The 23,738-nt window shown below is 32.7% G+C and carries 25 protein-coding genes; 15 read left to right on the top strand and 10 right to left on the bottom strand.

Annotated features, from left to right (window positions below; translation table 11 throughout):
• The first annotated feature begins 79 nt into the window (after window positions 1-79).
• Window positions 80-1,351, top strand: a complete 1,272-nt coding sequence (gene pepT / locus ACIQ2L_RS10795) for a peptidase T (RefSeq protein WP_396158637.1) — start codon at window positions 80-82, stop codon at window positions 1,349-1,351.
• Window positions 1,352-1,453: 102 nt separating this feature from the next.
• Here the strand turns inward: pepT and yajC are convergent, their stop codons facing one another.
• The 4 genes from yajC to ACIQ2L_RS10775 form a co-directional block, all read right to left on the bottom strand.
• Window positions 1,454-1,729 (bottom strand): preprotein translocase subunit YajC, encoded by a 276-nt coding sequence (gene yajC, locus ACIQ2L_RS10790; protein ID WP_396158635.1) that lies wholly within the window; start codon window positions 1,727-1,729, stop codon window positions 1,454-1,456.
• A 9-nt stretch (window positions 1,730-1,738) separates the two neighbouring features.
• Window positions 1,739-2,224, bottom strand: a complete 486-nt coding sequence (locus ACIQ2L_RS10785) for a DUF1573 domain-containing protein (protein ID WP_396158633.1) — start codon at window positions 2,222-2,224, stop codon at window positions 1,739-1,741.
• A 3-nt stretch (window positions 2,225-2,227) separates the two neighbouring features.
• The gene (gene nusB, locus ACIQ2L_RS10780) at window positions 2,228-3,139 is read right to left on the bottom strand and encodes a transcription antitermination factor NusB (RefSeq protein WP_396158731.1); all 912 of its coding nucleotides are present in this window, start codon (window positions 3,137-3,139) and stop codon (window positions 2,228-2,230) included.
• Between the two features lie 113 nt (window positions 3,140-3,252).
• Entirely contained in the window at window positions 3,253-4,356 is a 1,104-nt protein-coding gene (locus ACIQ2L_RS10775) for a Glu/Leu/Phe/Val dehydrogenase (protein ID WP_396158631.1), read from the bottom strand.
• A gap of 197 nt (window positions 4,357-4,553) precedes the next feature.
• On the opposite strand from ACIQ2L_RS10775, the gene ACIQ2L_RS10770 reads away from it, so the two are divergent.
• Complete coding sequence (locus ACIQ2L_RS10770) at window positions 4,554-6,311, top strand: ABC transporter ATP-binding protein (RefSeq protein ID WP_396158629.1); 1,758 nt, start codon at window positions 4,554-4,556, stop codon at window positions 6,309-6,311.
• 70 nt (window positions 6,312-6,381) lie between these two features.
• A complete protein-coding gene (locus ACIQ2L_RS10765; protein WP_396158729.1) occupies window positions 6,382-6,765 on the top strand; it encodes a PUR family DNA/RNA-binding protein in 384 nt (127 codons plus the stop codon).
• Between the two features lie 238 nt (window positions 6,766-7,003).
• On the opposite strand, the gene ACIQ2L_RS10760 is transcribed toward ACIQ2L_RS10765, so the two are convergent.
• A complete protein-coding gene (locus tag ACIQ2L_RS10760) occupies window positions 7,004-8,545 on the bottom strand; it encodes a S10 family peptidase (RefSeq protein WP_396158627.1) in 1,542 nt (513 codons plus the stop codon).
• Window positions 8,546-8,700: 155 nt separating this feature from the next.
• The gene (locus ACIQ2L_RS10755) at window positions 8,701-9,051 is read right to left on the bottom strand and encodes a tRNA-binding protein (RefSeq protein WP_396158625.1); all 351 of its coding nucleotides are present in this window, start codon (window positions 9,049-9,051) and stop codon (window positions 8,701-8,703) included.
• Window positions 9,052-9,424: 373 nt separating this feature from the next.
• On the opposite strand from ACIQ2L_RS10755, the gene glgA reads away from it, so the two are divergent.
• From glgA to ACIQ2L_RS10740, 3 genes are read left to right on the top strand one after another with little or no spacing between them, the layout of a single operon-like run.
• Complete coding sequence (glgA, locus tag ACIQ2L_RS10750) at window positions 9,425-10,651, top strand: glycogen synthase (RefSeq protein ID WP_396158623.1); 1,227 nt, start codon at window positions 9,425-9,427, stop codon at window positions 10,649-10,651.
• Window positions 10,652-10,703: 52 nt separating this feature from the next.
• On the top strand, window positions 10,704-10,955 hold the full coding sequence (locus ACIQ2L_RS10745) for a hypothetical protein (protein ID WP_396158621.1): 252 nt from the start codon (window positions 10,704-10,706) through the stop codon (window positions 10,953-10,955).
• Complete coding sequence (locus ACIQ2L_RS10740) at window positions 10,952-12,226, top strand: glucose-1-phosphate adenylyltransferase (protein WP_396158619.1); 1,275 nt, start codon at window positions 10,952-10,954, stop codon at window positions 12,224-12,226. The genes ACIQ2L_RS10745 and ACIQ2L_RS10740 overlap by 4 nt, the downstream gene beginning before the upstream one ends.
• Window positions 12,227-12,293: 67 nt before the next feature.
• Here the strand turns inward: ACIQ2L_RS10740 and ACIQ2L_RS10735 are convergent, their stop codons facing one another.
• The 3 genes from ACIQ2L_RS10735 to ACIQ2L_RS10725 all read right to left on the bottom strand — a co-directional run bounded on the left by ACIQ2L_RS10735 (window position 12,294) and on the right by ACIQ2L_RS10725 (window position 14,322).
• The gene (locus ACIQ2L_RS10735) at window positions 12,294-12,815 is read right to left on the bottom strand and encodes a fasciclin domain-containing protein (protein ID WP_396158617.1); all 522 of its coding nucleotides are present in this window, start codon (window positions 12,813-12,815) and stop codon (window positions 12,294-12,296) included.
• Window positions 12,816-12,993: 178 nt separating this feature from the next.
• Window positions 12,994-13,302, bottom strand: a complete 309-nt coding sequence (locus tag ACIQ2L_RS10730) for a c-type cytochrome (protein WP_396158615.1) — start codon at window positions 13,300-13,302, stop codon at window positions 12,994-12,996.
• Window positions 13,303-13,389: 87 nt separating this feature from the next.
• A complete protein-coding gene (locus ACIQ2L_RS10725; protein WP_396158613.1) occupies window positions 13,390-14,322 on the bottom strand; it encodes a peptidylprolyl isomerase in 933 nt (310 codons plus the stop codon).
• Between the two features lie 73 nt (window positions 14,323-14,395).
• Here ACIQ2L_RS10725 and ACIQ2L_RS10720 point away from each other — a divergent pair, with 73 nt between their 5' ends.
• The 5 genes from ACIQ2L_RS10720 to ACIQ2L_RS10700 all read left to right on the top strand — a co-directional run bounded on the left by ACIQ2L_RS10720 (window position 14,396) and on the right by ACIQ2L_RS10700 (window position 18,403).
• Window positions 14,396-14,842, top strand: coding sequence for a DUF1569 domain-containing protein (locus tag ACIQ2L_RS10720; RefSeq protein WP_396158611.1), 447 nt, complete (start codon window positions 14,396-14,398; stop codon window positions 14,840-14,842).
• Between the two features lie 107 nt (window positions 14,843-14,949).
• Window positions 14,950-15,750, top strand: coding sequence for a class I SAM-dependent methyltransferase (locus tag ACIQ2L_RS10715; RefSeq protein ID WP_396158609.1), 801 nt, complete (start codon window positions 14,950-14,952; stop codon window positions 15,748-15,750).
• A gap of 16 nt (window positions 15,751-15,766) precedes the next feature.
• On the top strand, window positions 15,767-16,444 hold the full coding sequence (gene trmD, locus ACIQ2L_RS10710) for a tRNA (guanosine(37)-N1)-methyltransferase TrmD (RefSeq protein WP_396158607.1): 678 nt from the start codon (window positions 15,767-15,769) through the stop codon (window positions 16,442-16,444).
• 173 nt (window positions 16,445-16,617) lie between these two features.
• Window positions 16,618-16,968: a 50S ribosomal protein L19 gene (gene rplS, locus ACIQ2L_RS10705; RefSeq protein ID WP_396158605.1), complete on the top strand. Its 351-nt coding sequence runs from the start codon at window positions 16,618-16,620 to the stop codon at window positions 16,966-16,968.
• A 211-nt stretch (window positions 16,969-17,179) separates the two neighbouring features.
• Window positions 17,180-18,403: an NADP-dependent isocitrate dehydrogenase gene (locus ACIQ2L_RS10700; protein WP_396158603.1), complete on the top strand. Its 1,224-nt coding sequence runs from the start codon at window positions 17,180-17,182 to the stop codon at window positions 18,401-18,403.
• A 50-nt stretch (window positions 18,404-18,453) separates the two neighbouring features.
• On the opposite strand, the gene ACIQ2L_RS10695 is transcribed toward ACIQ2L_RS10700, so the two are convergent.
• The gene (locus ACIQ2L_RS10695; protein WP_396158601.1) at window positions 18,454-19,134 is read right to left on the bottom strand and encodes a hypothetical protein; all 681 of its coding nucleotides are present in this window, start codon (window positions 19,132-19,134) and stop codon (window positions 18,454-18,456) included.
• A gap of 138 nt (window positions 19,135-19,272) precedes the next feature.
• Between ACIQ2L_RS10695 and ACIQ2L_RS10690 the strand changes: the two genes are divergently transcribed.
• From ACIQ2L_RS10690 to ACIQ2L_RS10675, 4 genes are all read left to right on the top strand, one after another.
• The gene (locus tag ACIQ2L_RS10690; RefSeq protein ID WP_396158599.1) at window positions 19,273-21,642 is read left to right on the top strand and encodes a carboxypeptidase-like regulatory domain-containing protein; all 2,370 of its coding nucleotides are present in this window, start codon (window positions 19,273-19,275) and stop codon (window positions 21,640-21,642) included.
• A gap of 3 nt (window positions 21,643-21,645) precedes the next feature.
• Window positions 21,646-22,467: a DUF4249 family protein gene (locus ACIQ2L_RS10685; RefSeq protein ID WP_396158597.1), complete on the top strand. Its 822-nt coding sequence runs from the start codon at window positions 21,646-21,648 to the stop codon at window positions 22,465-22,467.
• Window positions 22,468-22,531: 64 nt separating this feature from the next.
• Window positions 22,532-23,194 carry a thiamine diphosphokinase gene (locus tag ACIQ2L_RS10680; protein WP_396158595.1) on the top strand — a complete coding sequence of 221 codons (663 nt, stop codon included), beginning with the start codon at window positions 22,532-22,534 and terminating at the stop codon, window positions 23,192-23,194.
• Window positions 23,195-23,305: 111 nt separating this feature from the next.
• On the top strand, window positions 23,306-23,728 hold the full coding sequence (locus ACIQ2L_RS10675) for a thioredoxin family protein (protein WP_396158593.1): 423 nt from the start codon (window positions 23,306-23,308) through the stop codon (window positions 23,726-23,728).
• The last annotated feature ends 10 nt before the right edge of the window (window positions 23,729-23,738 follow it).

Genomic DNA, 23,738 nt, shown 5'->3' with positions numbered 1-23,738 from the left:
TCAACACCTGAAAGATTTCTATAACCTTTCAGGTGTTTTTTATGACAGCTAATTATTATCTTTGAAAAAAAGATAAAAAATGCAACACATCATTGACCGCTTTATAAGTTACGTAACCATCGATACCGAATCAGACCCAAACTCGGATACCACACCCAGTACCAAAAAACAATTTGACTTAGCCAACAATTTAGTAAAAGAACTTAAAGCTATTGGTTTAAAAGAAGTCACTATCGACAAACATGGTTATATCATGGCAACACTACCATCGAATGTTGACCACGAAGTACCTACAATTGGGTTCATATCTCACTTTGATACTACGCCTGACTTTACCGGAAAAGATGTAAAACCACAAATAATTCCGAATTATGATGGTGGTGATATCGTTTTGAACGCAGCACATAATATAGTATTGTCGCCTAGTTATTTCAAAGATTTATTGCAGTATAAAGGTCAGACCTTAATCACTACAAATGGCTTGACTTTGCTTGGTGCCGATGATAAAGCAGGTATTACCGAGATTGTAACTGCCATGGAATATTTGGTAAACAATCCACAAATCAAACACGGGAAAATTCGAGTTGGGTTTACGCCAGATGAAGAAATTGGTCGTGGTGCCGATTTATTTGACGTAGAAAAATTTGGTGCCGATTGGGCGTATACTATGGATGGCAGTCAGATTGGTGAATTAGAATATGAAAACTTCAATGCTGCAGGCGTTAAAATTACCTTCAAAGGAAAAAGCGTACATCCAGGTTATGCTAAAGGGAAAATGATAAACTCCATGTTAATCGCCAATGATTTCATTAACGAATTGCCTCAGCATGAAACGCCACAAGAAACCAAAGGATATGAAGGTTTTTTTCATGTAACAGGATTATCAGGAAGCATCGAAGAAACTAAATTGGATTTAATCATTCGAGATCACGACATGAAGAAATTCAAAAAACGTAAAGAACTCGTTCATGACATTACAAAAAAATTCAACAAGAAATTCAAAAAACAATTTGGTGAAGATATAGTAATCACCACAATTAAAGACCAATATTACAATATGAAAGAAAAGGTACAACCTGTTATGTTCATCGTTGATTTGGCTGAAAAAGCAATGAAGTCATTAGACATTAAACCGCTTATTAAGCCTATTCGTGGTGGTACTGATGGTTGTAGATTATCCTATATGGGATTGCCATGTCCGAATATTTTTGCAGGTGGTCATAATTTTCACGGAAAATATGAATACGTACCGGTAGAGAGTATGCAAAAAGCGGTTGAAGTAATTGTGAAAATTGCAGAACTAACAGCAACAACAGATTTCACAAAAAAAGCAAAGGCAAAAAAGAAATAAATCCAGTTTAAAAGAAAACTAAATACCGCAAATTCGCAAATTAAAATTACAGCTACAATGATTTTAATTTGCGAATTTGCGGTAACTATTTTAAAATAAAACTTATACTTTCTTATTCAATGTTGCAGTTAATTCTAATGAAATTGCGGAACGCTCCATTTTAAGTTTTCCTGACATGGTTTCGATGACTACTGTAGTATCTGCTAATTCAGAAATCTTCCCATGAAGACCACTTTTGGTAATGATTTTATCGCCTACTTTTAGTCCGGCTTCGAATTCTTTCTCTTGTTTGATTTTCTTTTGTTGCGGTCTAATCATAAAAAAATAGATAACCACAAACATTAGTAAAAAGGGTAAAAATTGACTTATTTGATCCATAGTATTTAATTATTTAGTTTTTGACGGAACTTTAATATCCGCTGTTATGGTTAATACTTTACTTTTTTCTTTACAATTGCTCGTTAACACAACTGACTTGGTAGTGACACCAGATTTACCTGTTGAGTTAAAGGACACTTTTATAATTCCAACTTTTCCTGGACTAATTGCTGATTTTGGATAATCTGGAACGGTACAACCGCAAGTACCTTTGGCATCTGTTATTTGCAAATCGGCTTCACCAGCATTTTCAAACTTGAATTCATAATCTACTTTAGCACCTTGTTTAATTGTTCCAAAATCATGTTGGCTTTTTTCAAATTTCATCTCTGGATATTTACCATCTGATGGAATAGAATTCTTTGAAACCGATATTTTAGGTTGAACATCATCAGCAACTTGTATAGCATTGTCAGTACTTTTTGATTCATTTTTACATCCCATTGTAAATGCAACAACCGCTGCTAAAAAAAATAATTTTAATCTTTTATTCATATTTTAATTTTGAATTAAACCTCTTCCAGTTTTTTGAATTTTGTTTTCGTTTTGGAACTCTTTAACCAAATTGTCTAAAATTCCGTTAATAAAAATACTGCTTTTTGGTGTTGAATATTCTTTGGCAATTTCAAGATACTCATTGATGGTTACTTTAACTGGAATTGAAGGAAATTTTAAAAATTCACAAATAGCCATTTTTAAAATGATAGTATCAATTTCTGCAATTCTATCGGCATCCCAATTGGGTGTTTTGTCAATGTATTCTTTAGCTAACGCTACTTCGTTTAGTACTGTTTTTCTAAACAAAAGACAAACAAACTCTTTATCTTCTTGATCTTTGTAAAGTTTAGATACTCTAAATTCGTCGTTCTCTAAAACCTGCTTTAGTTGCTTTAAAATTTGAGTATTTACTACTGGAATATCATCAACCCACGTTAGTTTGTAGTCTTCTAAATATTCATATAATTTCTCGTTAGGTGCAATCAGTTCGGAAAACATTGCAATTACAAAATCTTTATCTTCTTCGAATGAAGACTTTTTGTTCATCATATACGTTTCATATAATGCGCTTTGCTTAATTTCGTTTAATAAAATTAAAATATAATCATCGTTCATTGCCCAATTGGTAATTTTTCTTTTCTCTATGGCAATACTTAACGAATTGCTTTCTTCTAATAATTGAAGAACAGCATTAGTAACAAATTTTCTGTTGGGATTTTTTTCTTCTGGTGTTGCTAAATGCTTTTTGCTGGAAGCTTCAAGGTAGACCATTTCTTTCTTTCTGATTTCAATAAGAGAAGACAACATTATTAAATACAAATCTTGAATACTATCAATACTATGAAGTAAAAACTTTTCTTCTTTCTCAATATCATCAGAGTTTTTTTGGTGTAATGCATAAATGGATTGCATCACTTTTACTCGAATATGTCTTCTGTTTAACACGGATAAGAACTTTTTATAAATTAACAAAGCGAAAGAAACTCTTTCGCTTTGCAAAAATAGGAATAATTTAAAAACGGCTATTATTTATTAGCATTTTCTTTTTTTCTTTGTGCGATTCTATTTTCAGCTATTTGCATTGCAGCTTGTTGTGTCGTAATATTGTTATCATCGGCAAATTTGAAGATTTCAAGAGTTGTATTATAAATATTCTCTGTTTTTCTGATGGCTTCTCCCTCACTGTATTTTACTAACTCTCCATACACATTTATAATTCCACCTGCATTTATCAAGAAATCGGGAGCATATGTTATTCCTCTTTCTCTTAAAATTGCTCCGTGAATTCCTTCAACCGCTAATTGATTATTGGCAGCTCCAGCAATTACTTTAGCTTTGATTTTGTATATAGTTTCATCATTTATGGTCGCACCTAAAGCACATGGAGAATAAATATCAACATTGGCACTATATACGTCACCCATAAAAATTTTGGCTCCGTATTTTGAAACCATATTTTCCATCTTTTCCTCATGAATATCGGATACAAAAACAATTGCTCCTTCTTTGGTCAAATAACTGATTAAGATTTCACCAACATGACCGTTTCCTTGTACCAAAACTTTTTTACCGGCTAAACTATCAGAACCAAATTGATAGTTGGCTGCAGCTTTCATTCCCATATAAACACCATAAGCTGTAACAGGAGAAGGATTCCCTGAACCGCCTTTTTCTACTGAAATTCCGGTTACAAATTTAGTAACCTCATGAATTCTATCCATGTCTTCTGTTGTAGTTCCCACATCTTCAGCAGTGATATATTTTCCACTCAAAGAATTTACAAACTGTCCAAAACGTGTAATCATTTCTGGGGTTTTATCGGTTTTAGCATCTCCAATAATAACTGCTTTTCCGCCGCCCAGATTTAATCCTGTAATGGCTGATTTATAAGTCATTCCGCGAGACAAACGTAAAACATCATTTAATGCTTCCCATTCGTTAGCATAATTCCACATTCTTGTTCCGCCAAGAGCTGGTCCCATTACTGTATTATGGATTCCAATAATTGCTTTTAATCCTGTATCTTTGTCATTACAAAAAACAATTTGTTCATGATTGTCAAAAGATAGCTGACCAAAAACGGGATCCATTTTTTTTAGCTCTGCTGGCGTAATAATTTCTGATGTCATATTGTAAAAAGTATTAATTAGGGCTTTAAGAAAAAAGATAGGTGCAAAATTAAAACTTTATTCAATAAAATTCACTAAAACAAGGAATAATTGGTAATTTGTTATTAAAATCAATTTAAATAGAGAATATAATAATTTGATTATTACTAAATATTTAACAATAATCTATTTATAAAACTACATTCTATCAAATTTAAATGAAAGAACTCCAATATTTAAACAAATACTTTGTCAAATATAAATTCCATTTTTTATTAGGGATTATTATGACAATCGCTTCTCAGATTTTTTCACTGTTTACTCCAAAACTCATAAGTAAGTCATTTAAGGCTATTGAAGATTTTCATAAAAGCAATTTAAGTAACGAAATAGTTAAAACCGAATTAATTCAAAATCTCTTTTGGATTATCGGTGCTACGCTTCTTGCAGGTGTTCTTCGATTTTTAATGCGTCAAACGTTAATTGTAATGTCGCGTCACGTAGAATTTGATTTAAAAAATGAAGTGTTCCAACATTATGAAATTCTTGACCAAAACTTTTACAAGAGTAACCGAACCGGAGACTTAATGAATCGCATCAGTGAGGACGTTGCCAGGGTTAGACAATATGTTGGACCGGCAGTAATGTATACTATTAATACTTTTATTACGTTTACTGTCGTGATAATTTATATGTATAATGTATCGCCAAGATTAACTTTATATACGATTTTACCTTTACCAATACTTTCTTTTATTATTTTCAGATTAAGTAAAGAAATTAATAAACGTAGCACTGTTTTTCAACAATACTTATCGAAAGTTTCTAGTTTTACCCAAGAGGTGTTTTCGGGAATTCGTGTTGTAAAAGCATATGCATTAGAAAAGCAATATCAAAATAATTTGGATGAATTAGCAGAAGAAAGTAAAACCAAAAGTATGAGTTTGGCTCGCGTACAATCACTTTTTGGTCCACTAATGATTGCACTAATTGGCCTGAGCAATTTAGTAGTTATTTACTTTGGAGGGTTAATGTATATGAACGGAACCATAAAAAGCATTGGAACTATTGCCGAATTTATTTTGTACGTTAACATGCTGACGTGGCCTGTAACATCTATAGGCTGGGTTTCCTCTTTAGTTCAGGAGGCCGAAGCATCACAAAAACGTATCAATGAATTTTTAAAAGTTCAGCCTGAAATCATAAATAAAGCCAAGGGGAATTCAACTATCCAAGGTGAAATAGAATTTAAAAACGTAACTTTTACTTACGATGATACCAAAATCAAAGCGTTACAAAATATTTCATTCAAGGTAAAGAAAGGAGAAACCTTAGCTATTTTAGGCAAAACTGGCTCGGGAAAATCAAGCATTTTAGCATTAATTACTAGAATGTATGATACCAAGCAAGGAACAATCACTATAGATGGAACGAAGATAGACGAAGTCAATTTATATGATTTACGAAACAGTATTGGAATTGTTCCTCAAGACGCCTTTCTTTTTTCGGACACTATCAAAAATAATATCAAATTTGGGAAAGAATATGCTACGGATGATGACGTTACAAATGCAGCCAAAAAAGCCGTAGTTCATGATAATATTATGAATTTTAATAAACAATATGAAACCGTTTTGGGAGAACGAGGCATTACGCTTTCGGGTGGACAAAAGCAGCGTGTTTCTATTGCACGAGCCATCATCAAAAAACCACAAATATTACTTTTTGACGATTGTCTTTCGGCTGTAGATACAGAAACCGAAGAGCAAATCTTGAATAATTTACAGGAAATTTCTAAAGAAAAGACTACAATTATTGTGAGTCACAGAGTTTCATCCGCTAAAAATGCAGATAAAATTATCATTATTGAAGAAGGTGAAATAATTCAAGAAGGTTCTCATAATCAATTAATAAACCAAGAAGGGTATTATGCCGAATTGTATATGAAGCAACTTTCAGAAAAAGAATTAAATTAAATGTTGCTTGGTAACAAAAAAATTACCATTTTTGAACTGTTATGTAACATTACTAATTGACCAAAAGAATATGAGAGAAAATGATATGTTAGAAAAAGATGAGATTTTTTCTAAAGTTTTAAGAGCCGGAAGAAGAACCTATTTCTTTGATGTGAGAGCTACAAAGGCCGATGATTACTATATTACCATTACCGAAAGCAAAAAATTTACCGAAGAAGATGGTTCTTTTCATTTCAAAAAACATAAAATTTATTTATACAAAGAAGATTTTACTGCTTTCTCTGAAATTTTAGGAGAAATGACTGCTTATGTTTTAAACCATAAAGGAGAAGAAGTTATTTCAGAAAGACATCAAAAAGATTTCAAAAGAGAATACCAACAAGAAACTGTAGAAGAAGTAAAAACATCAACGGCAGAAAAGAGTTTCACCGATATTGAATTTGACGATATTTAATTGAAAAATAATGCTAATGAAAAGCAACTATATTAAAATCATTTTAATATAATTTCTCTAATCTTCTGGATTTGGTTAATTTTAGAAAAATAGGAAAAAATAATAATTGGAGACAGCAATGCATTGATTTATAACTCCTTATTCATAGTTTGTATTGAAATTTCCTCTTATCAATTGATAAAAGCAATAAAAAATAAAGAACAAGTTTAAATCCAGAAATTAATTTCTGGATTTTTTTTTAATATTTTGCTGGAACTCCAGGTTTTGGTAGGGATTTTTGAATAAAAATTCTCAAATCTTCATTTCCTTTAATTAAATCTTCTTTGCGAAGATACATCATGTGACCACTTCGATAGCCTTCAAAAGACATCCTATCTTTTAATCTACCACTTGGGTCCATTTGCCATAAATTGTATTTTGCATTAAAATAATCACAAGCGCCATCGTAATATCCTGATTGCACTAGTACATGTAAATAAGTATTTTGAGCCATGGCTTGACGCAAATTCTCACCAGTATTATCTCCTGAATTATCCCAAGGTCGAACTGGTCCAAACATGTTGTATTTCAAATCAGTTTTGTATCCTAAATTATTGCGAAGATAAATATTTATTGCAGGTGTAAACGAATGCAACCAAGAGGTCAACTCGGAATTAAAATCGGGACTATCTCCAGCCTCTTTGCGATCAATTCCTTTATAACGAGAATCTAATCTTCCTACAGTATAACCTTGATCTCTTAATAATTCTTTCCAAAAATAATCCAGAGGAACGTCAAGATTATTTTGCAAAATCACTTTTTCTGACATTCCTGAATAACGCGCTATTTTTGTCGCCATTTCTTTGCGTTTGGATTCTTCCATAAATCCACCTTTACTCAATTCTGGAATTAACTCATTAATAGTAAAATTTTCTACTTCAGGAAGCATTGTTGTCAAGTCTTTGGATTGTAAATCGGAAGAAAGCATTTTATGATACCAAGCTGTAGCTGCGTAATAAGGTAATCGTAAAGCGGCTCTAGACACAACACCTCTTTCAATTCCTAATGTAGTTGGCGATACTAACACTACACCATTCAAATACATCCATTGATTATTTTGTAGTTCCAAAGCCAAACCAGAAACACGTGTGGTTCCATAACTTTCGCCAATAAGATATTTTGGCGAAGCCCAACGATTATTTCGTGTGACAAACGTTTTAATCCATTCTGCCAAATACTTTACATCTGCATTTACACCAAAAAAAGTAGTTTTTGGAGTTTCTTTATTTGTAATTCTTGAATAAGCCGTATTGACAGGATTAACGAAAACTATGTCGGCTACATCTAAAATCGAATAGGGATTTTCTTTTATTCCGTAGGGTTGAATAGGATATCCTTCATCATCAATATTTAATAAACTTGGACCAGTATATGCAATTTGCATCCAAACAGAAGCCGAACCTGGACCGCCGTTAAATGAAATAACCAAAGGACGACTTTCTCTATTCTTCACATCAGAACGCTCGTAATACGTATAAAATAATCCCGCAATTGTTTTTCCATCTTCATCCCAAACAGGCATAGTTCCTGTCGTTGCTTGATAAGGCACTTTACTTCCTTTGATTGTTGAAACATGCTGAGTAATTACTTTTTCGTCTGGATTAAATTTAATATTTGAGAGTGAATTTTCAGCTTTATCAACCGGAGAAGTGGCTGGTGCATCAGTATTTTTTGTTGCAGATTGGGCATTAACAAAAATGCAAGAACTGGTAAGAATAAGAGAAAGCAACATTTTTTTCATAGTAACTTAATTTAATAAATTTTACATTTTAAAATCAATCTCGATATGCCTAACAAATATATAATAAAATGACACTAAACTATTTTTTGAAACAAATTAAATAGTAAAGCCATCATATCGAAAATACGCTTTCCATCAAATTGTATATCATACTCCTATCCAATTCTCAGCCCATTTTCCACTTTCAAATCAGAAGTTAATAGCACAATATCATCCTCGTCTACAGAGCCCAAAACCAGACATTCGCTCATAAAATTTCCAATTTGTTTCTTAGGAAAATTAACAACTGCAACGATTTGTTTGCCTTTTAAATCTTCTTTGGAATAACGTTTAGTGATTTGCGCCGAAGATTTTTTTAAACCAATTTCAGTTCCAAAATCAATCGTTAATTGATACGCTGGATTTCGCGCTTCGGGAAAATCATTGACTTCAAGTATCGTACCTATCCTGATTTCTACTTTTTCAAATTCTGGCCATTTTAGCAAGAGGTTAGAATTATTTTCCATAGTGTATATTGTTTTAAAAATGTTGCCCAATTAGAATACTAAAATCTAAAGTTAAATTAATTTGGTTTAAATACAGATCGCTCCGATGGAGCTTTTTGTTTGTATTGCTATTTTTTCTAGTAACAGTAGGTTCCCACGGAACTATAAATTGCTCCTTTAGGAGCTAAATGTTTGTAGAAATAATTGACATTCATTTTTTTTAGCTCCGTAGGTGCGACATGATTATTAAAATAAAACATCGGATACCATTAAATCTAATTTCAAAAATATCGAAACCAGAAATAATGTATAGTTTTTATATAGGTTAAATTCAACTATCTAACGATAATATTTTATACTTTTAAAAAAGATTAAAAAGACCAAACAAAACCCTATGAAAATAGCACTTTTTACTAATGAATTTCCTCCCAACATCTATGGTGGTGCTGGTGTGCATATCGATTTTTTGAGTCAAGAATTGGCAAAATTAGGTGAAGTGGAAGTGCGTTGTTTTGGAAATCAGCAAGAAGAAATTGGAACAATGAATGTTTTTGGAATTCAATCCTCGTTAAACCAAATGGAAGATGAAGCAAATCCGCACCTCAAAATGTTTCATAATTTGAGTCGCAATGTGGAAATGGCTCAACACACGTTGCAAGCAGATGTAATTCATTGTCACACTTGGTACACGCATTTGGCGGGAATATTTTCGAGAGAATTGTTGCAATCCCCTTTGATTCTTACTACCCACAGTTTAGAAACGCATCGCCCTTGGAAAGTAGAACAAATTGGGAATGGCTATTTCCTTTCCCGTTGGATTGAAAACCATGCTTATAACACCGCTGATGGCATTATAGCCGTGAGCCAACAAATGAAAACAGATGTTATTGAAGCATATGGAGTATCTGCCGAAAAAGTAACGGTTATTCATAACGGCATTAACCCAGAATTTTACAAACCAACTTTCGACAACGATTTATTATTGGAATATGGCATCAATCCAGAAATTCCTTTTGTGCTTTTCGTTGGACGAATTACTCGGCAAAAAGGAATTTCACAATTGATATCGGCAGCGAAATATTTTAATACAACTTGTCAGGTGGTGCTTTGCGCTGGTGCGCCAGATACTCAAGAAATTGCGAAAGAAACGGAAGAAATTATAATTGAATTAAAATCCCAAAGAGAGGGAATTATTTTAATATCCGAAATGTTGCCTAGAGAAAAAATCAAAGTTTTGTATAGTCATGCTCGCGTATTTGCTTGTCCATCATTATATGAGCCATTTGGGATTATTAATTTGGAAGCCATGGCTTGTGAAACTCCTGTAATTGGAAGTGCCGTTGGCGGTATTCCCGAAATAATTATTGAAGGACAAACGGGTTTTTTAATTCCGCTTGAAAGTGTTTCAAGAACCGATTTCAATCCGAAAAATCCTGAAAGGTTTCAAAAAGATTTTGCACAAAAAGTAAACCTTTTATTAGACAATGAAGAGTTAGCCGATAAAATGGGAAAAGCAGGAAGAGAAAGAGTTTTAGATAAATTCAGTTGGGAATCCATTGCGAAAACAACTTTCAACTATTATGCAGAAGTAATCTCAAAATTTGAAAAAGAAAAGGTGTGAGAGTGAGGATTTGAAATTTGAAATTTGGGATTTGAGATTTGGAATTTGATATTTGGAATTTGATATTGACATTGATATTGACATTGACATTGATATTGACATTGATATTGACATTGACATTGACATTGATATTGACATTGATATTGAATTAGGATTTGCAACCCGACTTGAACGGAGCTCTTTATTCCTTGCTTTTTTTAAGCAAGGAATAAAAGCGGGAGTGGAAGGCGGAATAGTTGCCCAAATAAAAAAAAGGAGTACTAATGAGGGAGAAATGGCATTCCTCGCAACGATAAAAAAATGATAAACAAAAGCACATTAGCCATAATTCTTGGTGGCGGACAAGGTTCAAGATTAGCTCCTTTGACGGAGAGTCGTTCCAAACCTGCCGTTCCGATTGCAGGGAAATACCGATTGGTTGACATTCCGATTTCCAATTGTATTAATTCAGATATCAAAAGAATGTTTGTGTTGACTCAATTCAATTCGGCTTCACTCAATCAACACATTAAAAACACCTATCATTTTAGTCATTTCAGTACAGCCTTTGTGGATATTTTAGCAGCGGAACAAACACCTGATAATCCAACTTGGTTTCAAGGAACGGCAGATGCGGTGAGACAATGTATGAATCATTTCATGAATCACGATTTTGATTATGCTCTTATTTTATCAGGTGATCAATTGTATCAAATGGATTTTAACGAAATGATACAAGCGCATCATGATAGTGGTGCTGCAATATCTATTGCGACTTTACCTGTAAATGCAAAAGAAGCTTCTGATTTTGGAATTTTAAAAACGGATGCTGAAAATTTTATTACCTCATTTATTGAGAAACCAAATGCTAGTCTTTTACCTGAATGGACATCTGAAGTGAGCGAGGAATCGGCAGCGGAAGGAAAAATATATTTAGCTTCGATGGGAATTTATATTTTCAATCGCGATTTATTAGTTGAATTGATGAAAAATCCAGACACTAAAGATTTTGGAAAAGAAATCATCCCTCAAGCCATTGGAAAAGAAAGAATTTTAAGTTATCAATACGAAGGATACTGGACCGATATTGGAAATATAGACTCATTCTTTGACGCCAATTTGGGATTGACTGATGATATTCCGAAGTTTAATCTTTTTGACAATTCAAGTAAAATTTATACTCGTGCTCGAGTTCTACCTCCATCAAAAATTACGGGTGCCTCAACTGTTGACAAATCGGTTGTCGCTGAAGGCTGTATCATAAATGGTGTAACTATTGAACATTCTGTAATTGGTATTAGAAGTAGAGTTGGTTATGGCTCAACAATTATTGATTCGTACCTTATGGGTAACGATTATTATCAAAACATAGATGAAATCAGAACAAATGCTATAAATGGTATTTATAATATTGGAATAGGAGAACGCTGTTTTATTAGCAATACAATTGTAGATAAAAATTGCAGGATTGGAAATGATGTGCGACTTAACGGCGGAAAACATTTAGAAGATGCCACTACCGATTTATATACAATAAAGGATGGAATCATAGTTGTGAAGAAAGGAGCTATTTTACATGATGGATTTACTTTATAATAATCAATGTGATTAAAAAAAAATCTCGCCAAAAGCGAGATTTTTTTTTAACTAAAGTACTTATTAATTATGATTTTGGCAAAACAACAGTGTCAATAACATGAATAACACCATTGGAAGATGTAATATCTACAGCAGTAATTGTAGCAATATTTCCTTTTTCATCAGTTAAAATCACATTTTTTCCAGAAAGTGATGCTACTAGCTTTCCACCTTGTACAGTTGTTAAAGTAACGCTTCCCTTTCCTTTTGTGATCGCGTCAACTACCGCTTTGCTATCAAGATTTCCAGCAACAACATGGTACGTTAAAACTGCTTGTAACGTAGCTTTGTTCTCTGGTTTCAATAATGTTTCAATTGTTCCTTTCGGTAATTTAGCAAATGCTTCGTTCGTTGGTGCAAACACAGTAAATGGACCTTTACTTGACAATACATCTGCTAATCCAGCCGCTTTTACAGCAGCTACTAAAGTGGTGTGATCTTTAGAATCGATAGCATTTTCTACAATAGTTTTTGTGCTTTGTGCTTGTGTACTATAACTCGCTAAAGTTGTTAATACTGCAATCGCTAATACTTTAATTGATTTCATAATTTGTTTTTTTTAATTTTGTTTAAGTTTTAATATAAATAATTAGACAAATTTATATTTAATTAAAAGAAGTCAATAAAGTTTAACAAATAATTGTATAGTGTTTGGAAGACTAAAAATAACTTTTAATTCAATTTGAAAAATAGCACCCATTTTAAAGAATACTAATTTGAATCATTTATTGCATTACAATATAATTGTAGACATATTCTCTTTCTGCATCTGACAATTCAGCTGCTTTTTGCATACGAAGCATAATTGATTTCCAATTTTCTGGAGTATGATCTTTTACCTTTGGTAAATCATGGCAGTTACCACATTTATTTTGAAAAATTGATTCGCCTTGTGCTATCCTATCCGCCATACTTATTTCACCTGAAACTGTTGTTGTGGTTTCAATTGCTGTTTTATTTTCCGTTACTACTTTTTTAGACTTGCACGATACAAGAATAAAAATAACCAAGGCAGGGAGGATTGTTTTTTTCATAAAAATTTAATTTTGGTTTAAGTAAATGTATAAAAAAATCCCAACAGCGAACTGTTGGGATTATATCCTAATCAAAAATTAAGTTAACTATTTTACATCCATTAATTCTACATCAAAAACTAAAGTGGCGTCTGGTGGAATTACACCTCCTGCTCCGCTGGAACCATATCCCAAATAAGACGGAATTACAAAACGCGCTTTGTCGCCCACTTTTAACAAAGCAATGCCTTCATCCCAACCTTCAATTACGTTTCCTTTTCCCAATGGAAATTCAATTGGCTTTTTGCGAGGATACGATGAATCAAATGTTTTGCCATTTTCTAATTGTCCTGTGTAATGAACCGAAACTGTTTTTCCTGCTTCTGCTTGTTTCCCATTTCCTTTTTGAATGATTTTGTATCGAAGACCACTTTCGGTTTTATCAAAACCAGCGGCTAATTTCTCCATGGCAGCTTCGGCTTGTTTTTTGGCTTCTTCTATTCTTTTAGCACGTGAACCTTCAAAAGTTCTAAAGGCCTCGATAGCGTTCCATTTTTGAGCTTCTTCTCCTACTCTGATAATTTCAATACTTTCAATCAAATCACCTTGAGCAATTGCCTCAACAACATCTTGTCCTTCAACCACATTTCCAAAAACAGTATGTTTGTTATCTAACCAATTCGTTGGGACATGTGTAATAAAAAACTGTGACCCATTACTACCTGGACCTGAATTTGCCATCGACAAAACACCTGGTTTATCGTGTTTTAAAGTCGGATGAAATTCATCATCAAAATTATATCCTGGACTACCCGTTCCAACTCCTTGTGGACAGCCACCTTGAACCATAAAATCTGGGATAACTCTATGAAATTTTAAACCATCATAATAAGGTTTTCCCATTGGTCGTGCTGAATTTTCCAATTGCCCTTCGGCCAATCCAACAAAGTTTCCAACTGTTCCTGGTGTCAAATCGTGTGTTAATTTTACTAAAACCGAACCTTTTGAAGTGTTGAATTTAGCGTATATTCCGTTTTCCATAACTAAAATTTTAAAAAATGTGGTGCAAAGGTACTATTTAATATTGTAAATTTGGTGACCGAAAAACTATAATATGAGTACTATTTTCAATTCATCGGACAACGGTTTTATCATTTCAAGAATAAATCAATTAACACCAGAAAGTAAAGCACTTTGGGGAAAAATGAATGTTTCGCAAATGATAGTGCATTGTCAACAACCGCTATTGGTATCGGAAGGAAAACTCGAGGTAAAAAGAAGCTTGATTGGAATAGTAATAGGTAACATGATGAAAAAGAAATTCTTAAACAAAGAATTTGGAAAAAATCTACCTACCGACAAAAAGTTTATAATTACCAATAATCCCGAATTTGAAAAAGAAAAACAGCTATTGATAAATCAAATTCAAAGTTTTGAAAAGAAAGGAAATTCGGTTATTCAAAATTTTAAACATCCTTTTTTTGGCTCAATGACTGCCGAGGAATGGGGAATAATATCATACAAACACTTAGATCATCATTTGAAACAATTTGGGGTTTAAACTTTCTCATTATGAAATCACCATTAACAACAAGTTTGTTGCAAACAAACACCAATGAAGATAAGGTGATTCCATATGACCAATAAAAAAACAATAATTATCTACAAATGAAAAATGATTTCGATTATTTAAAAACCAACAAGCAAACTTGGAACAACAAAACAGCTATTCACATTGAATCTGAATTTTATAATAACAAAAGTTTTTTGGAAGGCAAATCAACTTTAAATTCAATTGAACTTTCTCTTTTGGGCGATTTAAACAATAAAAGAATACTTCATCTTCAGTGTCATTTTGGGCAAGATACAATGACTTTTTCTAGACTTGGAGCAAAAGCTACTGGAATTGATTTTTCAGACAAAGCCATAGAAAAGGCAAGAGCGTTTTCGGAAAAACTAAATCTTGATACCACATTTATTTGTTGTGATATTTATGACATTCCAAACCATCTTGACGAAAAATTTGATATTGTTTTCACTAGTTACGGAACCATCGGCTGGCTACCCGATATAGATAAATGGGCCGCTGTCGTTTCTCATTTTTTAAAGCCAAAAGGAAAATTTATTATGGCTGATTTTCATCCAGTTGTTTGGATGTTTGACAATGATTTTAAAAAAGTTTTTTATAGTTATTTTAATATCGAGCCCATAATTGAATTAGAATCTGGAACTTATGCTGATAAAAATTCCAAAATAGAAACTAAAACTATTACATGGAATCATCCAACAAGTGAGGTTTTAAACGCATTAATTCAATCTGGTTTAGAAATCAATTCTTTTAATGAATATGATTATTCGCCCTATAATTGTTTCAATCAAACAGAAGAATTTGAAAAAGGAAAATTTAGAATTAAACATTTAGGCAATAAAATCCCGATGGTATTTTCCATCGAAGCTACAAAAAAATAATATTTATCTTAGCCGAATGAGAATAGATATCATCACCATTTTACCCGAATTAATGAAAAGCCCTTTCGAAGCGTCTATCATGAAAAGAGCTATTGAAAAAGGATTGGTGGAAGTCCATTTTCATAATTTGAGAGATTTTACGACTAATAAGCAGAAATCGGTTGATGACTATCCTTTTGGTGGTGGCGCCGGAATGGTAATGAATATCCAACCCATAGATGATTGTATTGCCCATTTGAAAAGTCAAAGAAATTACGACGAAATTATTTATATGTCGCCCGATGGGGAAACTTTAAACCAAAAAATGGCAAATTCAATGTCGATGCTAGAAAACGTAATCATTCTTTGTGGACATTATAAAGGTGTTGACCAGCGTGTTCGCGATCATTTGATTACCAAAGAAATTTCTATAGGCGATTATGTGCTTTCGGGAGGAGAAATTGGTGCCATTGTTTTTTGCGATGCAATCATCCGATTAATTCCTGGTGTTTTGAGCGATGAAACCTCAGCATTGACAGATAGTTTTCAGGATAATCTGCTGTCTGGACCAATTTATACTCGTCCAGCTGATTACAAAGGTTGGAAAGTACCCGAAGTTTTAACTAGTGGACATTTTGCTAAAATTGACAAATGGAGAGAAGATATGGCTTATGAACATACTAAAAACAGAAGGCCGGATTTACTTGAAGAATAGTTTAATATGGTTTAAATTGTTTAATTTAGTTTAAGCAACAAACAAATTTAAACTTTTTCTAAACTTTTAAACTTTTTCTAAACTTTTTTACTTAAATTTGCCCCCACATTTGACTAACCTCTGGCGAAAACCGTGAATGTTGCTCAAATTCAAAACCATAATATTTAAAAAAAATGGCAAATTTAGTAGATTTCGTTAACAACGAATTATCAACAAAAAAAGATTTCCCCGTATTTGGTGCTGGTGATACCATCACCGTTTACTACGAAATTAAAGAGGGTGAAAAAACAAGAACTCAGTTTTTCAAAGGAGTTGTAATCCAAAGAAAAGGTGCAGGAATTACAGAAACTTTTACAATCCGTAAAATGTCCGGTGCAGTTGGTGTAGAGCGTATCTTCCCAGTTAACATGCCTGCTTTACAAAAAGTAGAAGTGAACCAAAGAGGTAAAGTTAGAAGAGCTCGTATCTACTACTTTAGAGAACTTACTGGTAAAAAAGCTAAAATCAAAGAAAGAAGAAGATAATTCTAAACTTTCTATTTATAAGGAGAGTCTCGGTTTTCACCGGGACTTTTTTTATTTTGTCAATTTAAACCTTATATTTTATCAAATTAGCACTTTTTTAATGTTTAATTAACAATATGATAATTCAATTAATTTAGACTGGGTTATGAACGGACTTCATCACATATTAATTATATTTGTTTCCGCAAAAATTTAAAACTAATCCAAGAATATGGTAAAAATTAAAGTAGCCAATCCGGTGGTAGAATTGGATGGCGATGAAATGACTCGAATTATTTGGAACTTTATTAAAGAACAACTTATTCTTCCTTATCTCGACTTAGATATTAAATACTACGATTTAGGTATTGAAAATAGAGAAGCGACAAAAGACCAAATCACAATTGATTCAGCAGAAGCCATTAAAAAATACAATGTTGGAATTAAATGTGCCACCATTACTCCAGATGAAGAGCGCGTAAAAGAATTCAACCTTTCTAAAATGTGGAAATCACCAAACGGAACTATTCGAAATATTGTCGGAGGAACTGTTTTTCGTGAGCCAATAATAATGAGTAACGTACCTCGTTACGTTCAAGGTTGGACAAAACCTATCGTTATTGGACGTCACGCTTTTGGAGATCAATACAAAGCTACCGATACTGTAATAAAAGGGAAAGGAAAACTGACGATGAGTTTTACTAATGAAACTGGTGAAACTAAAACTTGGGAAGTTTATGATTTTGAAGGTGATGGTGTTGCTATGGCAATGTACAATACTGACGAAAGTATTTATGGTTTTGCACATTCCTCTTTTCAAATGGCTTTGACCAAAAAATGGCCCTTATACTTATCTACGAAAAACACCATTTTGAAAGCATATGATGGACGTTTCAAAGATATTTTTGAAGAAGTATATCAAAAACATTACAAAACAGATTTTGAAACTAATGGGATGATTTACGAACACCGACTTATTGATGACATGGTGGCATCGTGCATGAAATGGAATGGCGGATTTGTTTGGGCTTGTAAAAATTATGATGGCGATGTGCAATCGGATACCGTTGCACAAGGATTTGGTTCATTGGGATTAATGACTTCTGTTTTAGTTACTCCAGACGGAAAAACGGTTGAAGCGGAAGCCGCACACGGAACGGTAACGCGTCATTACAGAGAACATCAAAAAGGAAAAGCAACTTCTACAAATCCGATTGCGTCAATATTTGCTTGGACAAGAGGACTGGAACATCGCGGTAAACTTGACGGGAATCAAGCATTAATTGATTTTTGTTTGAAACTAGAACAAGTTTGTGTAGAAACTGTTGAAAGTGGAAAAATGACTAAAGATTTAGCCATGCTAGTAAAAACTGAAGGTTTAACTGATGCTGATTATCTAACAACCGAAGGTTTTCTTGCAGCTATCAAAGAAAACTTAGATGCTAAACTTGGATAAATTTTAACTATATATTTTAATTTAAAAAGGCGACCCATTTGGTCGCCTTTTTATTTCTTTTCATCTAACCCCTCTGTCCTATATATTTTTACAATGGCTTTGTAACCCGTATTCAAATCCCAGTTTTGAATAGTAACTACTTTTTCATTACCGTCAAAAAATCCAAATTGTCCCGTATTCGGAAACACTTCGCCAACATTTAAGGCTTCTATTTGAATGTTATTTAACCCCATTTTCAGAGTATAGGTATAGCTTTTAAAACCTGATTGTAATTCAACTACTGGATTTACTTTTTCTCCATTTACCCAAATACAAATTGCATCTCCATCAATAGCTGAATTGTCTCTACATGAAATAGTCAATTTTTCTGTAAAGATTTTAAACTCTCCTAAAAACATATCACTGCTTACATTTTCTCTTGTAAATCCTTCTGTTTTTAATTGATTATTCATTTTATCGGTGTACTCTTTTACTGGACTTGCGAATTGCTCTTTTTCAAAGATACTTTTCTCGTCATCTGGTTTCTTCTTTAATAATGAAACACTTTCGGATAATTTATCTTTTTTATCAAAAATGCTAGGATAAGTTATGGACTTTGAACTTGTTGGAGAAACTGCTCCTTTTGGATTTGATACTGGAGCAATATTTAGAGTTCTTTTAGGTGTTTCAAATTGTGAAAAACCATTAAAGCAAAAGAATATTAAAAATAATAAAGCAAAAGCTGCTTTCATGTACCAATTGTTTAGGTTGTAAAAGTATTTAATTTTTTATCAAAAATTGTTCCAATTTAACCCTAGCTTAACAAAATTGCAAGTAACAAATAGTATCTTTAGGCGTCGAAAGCACAATTCAAAAAAACAATCTATTCCATGCAAAAAAAAAATATACTTCTCTTGTTACTTTTTGTTTCAATCTTTTCATTTTCACAGGAAAAATATACCTTAAGCGGAACAATTTCAGATCTCAAAACAAAAGAAACCCTTATTGGTGTGAACGTTTTTATTCTTGAAACCAAGACAGGAATCTCAACTAATGAATATGGTTTTTATTCTATCACGCTGCCAAAAGGAGAATATACAATTTCCATCAGTTATGTTGGATACCAAGCTATCGAGGAAAAAGTTAGTTTAAATGCCAATATCAAAAAAAACTTTTTAGTCGCAGAATCAAGTCAATTGCTTAAAGAAGTTATTATTGTTGATAATAAGAAAAGAGTTGACATCCGAAAACCGGAGATGAGCGTTAATAAACTCACCATTCAAGAAATTAAAGAAATGCCTGTAATATTTGGTGAAGTTGACATTATCAAATCTATTTTAACCTTACCCGGAGTAACTAATGCTGGAGAAGGACAATCGGGATTTAATGTTCGTGGTGGTGGTGCCGATCAAAATTTAGTTTTATTAGACGAAGCTACTATTTATAATTCCTCACATCTTTTTGGATTGTTCTCCGTTTTCAATCCAGATGCTATTAAAGATTTAAAGCTCTATAAAGGTGGAATTCCAGCGCGTTATGGCGGAAGGTTATCTTCTGTTTTAGATATTTATCAAAAAGAGGGTAACAAAAATGATTTTCATATGAATGGTGGCATTGGATTAATTTCAAGTAGAATGTTAGCCGAAGGTCCAATTGTAAAAGGAAAAGGTTCATTTGTAGTGGCAGGCAGAGCTTCGTATGCACATCTTTTTTTAAAACTAATTGACAATCCAAACTTGGCTTACTTCTACGATTTAAATACTAAATTGAGTTACTCTTTAAACGAAAAAAACAACATCTATCTTTCGGGTTATTTTGGTCGCGATGTATTTCAATTGGATGATAGCTTTGTAAATACCTATGGAAATACAGTTGTAAATTTTAGATGGAACCATTTATTTTCTGATAAATTATTTTCAAATTTATCGGTAATATATTCTGATTATTATTATGGTCTTAAATTAGACATCATTGGGTTCAATTGGGATAGTGGAATCAAAAACTATAACATCAAATACGACTTTAAGCATTATCTGAGTGATAAACTAAAATTAACATATGGAATCAATTCAAATTATTATGATTTTAATCCAGGTAAAATAGAACCAACGCGCGCAGATTCCGGAATAAATGCCGACCAATTGGATAAAAAATATGCCCTTGAAAATGCTATTTATATTGATGCTGAACATCAAATTTCTAATAAAATTGCAATCTCTTATGGAGTAAGAGTAAGTTCATTTCTAAGACTTGGAAATCAAACGCTGAATACGTACGCCGATAATCAACCTGTAATTTTCAATCCCGATTTTTTAATCTATGAAAGTGCTGAACCAACAGGAACAATCAGTTATGGAAAAAATAAAACCATTGCCAAGTTTGATAATTTGGAACCGAGATTTGCCATTTCGTATACCATTAATGAAAACCAATCTATAAAAGCGAGTTATAACCGAATGTCACAATATTTGCATCTAATTTCTAATACACAATCGCCAACACCTCTAGATGTATGGGCTCCAAGTGACAACTTTTTAAAACCACAATTATTAGATCAAGTCGCTTTGGGATATTTTCAAAATATAAAAGATGATGAATTTTCATTAGAACTAGAAACCTTTTTTAAGAAAATAAAAAACCGTGTCGATTATATTGATGGCGCCAATTTAATAGCAAACGAGGCTATAGAACGTGTCGTTCTAAACGGTCAAGCAAGAGCGTATGGACTAGAGGTTTTATTCAGAAAAAACACAGGACGTTTTAAAGGCTGGCTATCCTATACACTTTCGAGAACGGAACAAAAAGTTGAAGGCAGAACAGCTGTAGAAACTGGAATCAATAATGGCGATTGGTATAAAACAGGTTTTGACAAATTGCATAATCTAGCTATCGTAGCTAATTATAAATGGACAGAAAAATGGCGGTTTAGTGCTAATTTGATTTTCCAAACAGGGCAACCTGTAACTTTTCCTAATGGACAATATGAATATGAAGGTATAACAGTTCCAAATTATAGTTCCAGAAATGAAAACAATCTACCAAGCTATCATCGTTTAGATGTTTCAGCAACTTTAACACCTCACAAAAACAAAAAAAGAAAATGGCAAGCCGAATGGGTTTTTGGAATCTATAATCTTTATAACAGGCAAAATGCTGCATCCATAACTTTCCGACAAAATGACGAAACTGCTTCAAATGAAGCCCTACGATTATCCATTTTTGGAATAGTTCCAAGTGCAACGTATAACATTAAATTTTAAATTATGAAAACATCCAACATTATAGTACTATTACTATTTTTTTTATTTATTTCTTGTGAAAAAGTTATCGATATAGATTTAGCTACAGGCGAACCCCGATTGGTTATTGAAGCGTCAATTAATTGGTATGCTGAAACCAACGGTAACGAACAAAAAGTAAAATTATCAACCACAACTGGTTATTTCTCCAATACAATTCCAACCGTTTCTGGAGCCACAGTTTTTATCACTAATAGCAGCAGTCAAGTATTTACTTTTACAGAAGATGGAACGGCTGGAACCTATAAATGTTATAATTTTATTCCCGTAGTTGGTGAAAATTATACTTTGACTGTTATTTATCTCGGTGAAACCTATACTTCTACGGAAGCGCTTTTAAATACTCCAGCAGTTACAAGAGTTGAGCAAGTAAATGATGGCGGTATTCTTGGCAATGAAAAAGAAGTAAAATTCTTTTTTAATGACTTACAAAACGAAACCAATCAATACTTCTTAAGAATTGATGATCCTTATAAAGTGATACCAGAATACGGCGTTTTAGAAGATCGCTTTTTTCAAAACAACGAGATGTTTGGTTTGTATTTCAGTGAAGATTTAAAAACGGGTGATACTTTAAAATTCACATTAAACGGTGTCACACGAAATTATTACAACTACATGAATATCCTTCTGGCACAAACAGGAACCAACAGTGCAGGGCCGTTTTCTACACCAACATCAACTGTTAGAGGAAATGTCGTAAACCAAACCAATTTCGATAATTTTGCTCTTGGGTATTTCCGCTTAAGCAAAACCGAGGTTAAAGAATATATTATTGTAGAATAATTCGAAAAAGAAGTATGGAGAAAGAAGTATTATTTACTTTTAAAATCTAAGTATCTCGTAAAAAATGTCTTCACATCATATCGTTCGCGACGACCAAGAACCAGCACTAATTATAGCAAATGGTGAAGTATGTTCTCAAGAATTATTAGGCCAGTTGTTGGAATGGTCACCATTAGTTATTGTTTTAGATTCGGCTATTGAGCGCGTTTTAGAATTAGGAATAAAAGTTGACGTGCTTTTAGGCGATTTCGATAGAGGTTTTGATGCCAATTATTATAAAGAAAAACAATATCCATTAGAAATTGTATATTCTCCAAATCAGGATAAAACCGATTTGGAAAAAGCATTTGATTATCTCATCGAAAAAGGACATAAAGCAGCGAATGTTATCTGGGCAACCGGAAGACGCGCAGATCATACCATTACCAATTTAACCAATATCGTTGCCTACCGTAACCAATTGAAAATTGTTGTTTTAGATGACCATTCTAAGGTGTATTTACTTCCTAATATTTTTGAAAAATGGTACACTGCTGAAACCATTCTTTCCTTAATTCCAATTGGAAAAGTCATCGGAATTACAACTCAAAATCTTTTTTATTCACTAAATAATGAAGATTTAACCATTGGCTACCGAACTGGCAGTAGTAATCATGTGATTGAAGATGGTATTGTTGCAATTACCCATACAGATGGAGATTTGTTATTAATGGAATGCTGGGATTAATTTTTATACTTCAAAAAAGTGTTGTTTTAATCTTAATCTAAATTTAAGAATGTAAAAGTTCAACAATTGTTAAAATAGGTTACTTTTATTCTAATATTTAGCCTCTGTTTTATGAAAACTTTCCCTGTAATTTTATTCATTTTATTAAGTTATTCAACGTATTCCCAACAAACTGCAACTCTAGATCAATCTATTAGTAAAGCAAAAGAAGAACATAAGAAAGTATTATTCTTTTTTTCAGGTTCTGATTGGTGTTCACCTTGTGTTCGATTCAAAAAAAACTTTATTGAAAATCCAAGTTTTAAAGAATTTGCCACTAATAATTTAGTTGTTTTCAATGCTGATTTCCCTAAACAGAAAAAAAATGCATTGTCTAAAGAACAAACTTTAGAAAATGAAAAACTTGCTGAAAAATTCAATCCAAAAGGAATTTTCCCTTTAATCATCCTCATAAATGAAAATGGAACTATTATAAAAAGATGGGAAGAATTGCCCTCTAAAACCATTGATGAGTTTATTAATGAAATAAAATAATTGCGAATTA

Source organism: Flavobacterium sp. (assembly GCF_044369455.1).
In the GTDB taxonomy this organism is placed as follows: Bacteria; Bacteroidota; Bacteroidia; order Flavobacteriales; family Flavobacteriaceae; genus Flavobacterium.
Note: the sequence above shows the minus strand (reverse complement) of the source record. Positions and strands in the feature narration are given on the sequence as shown.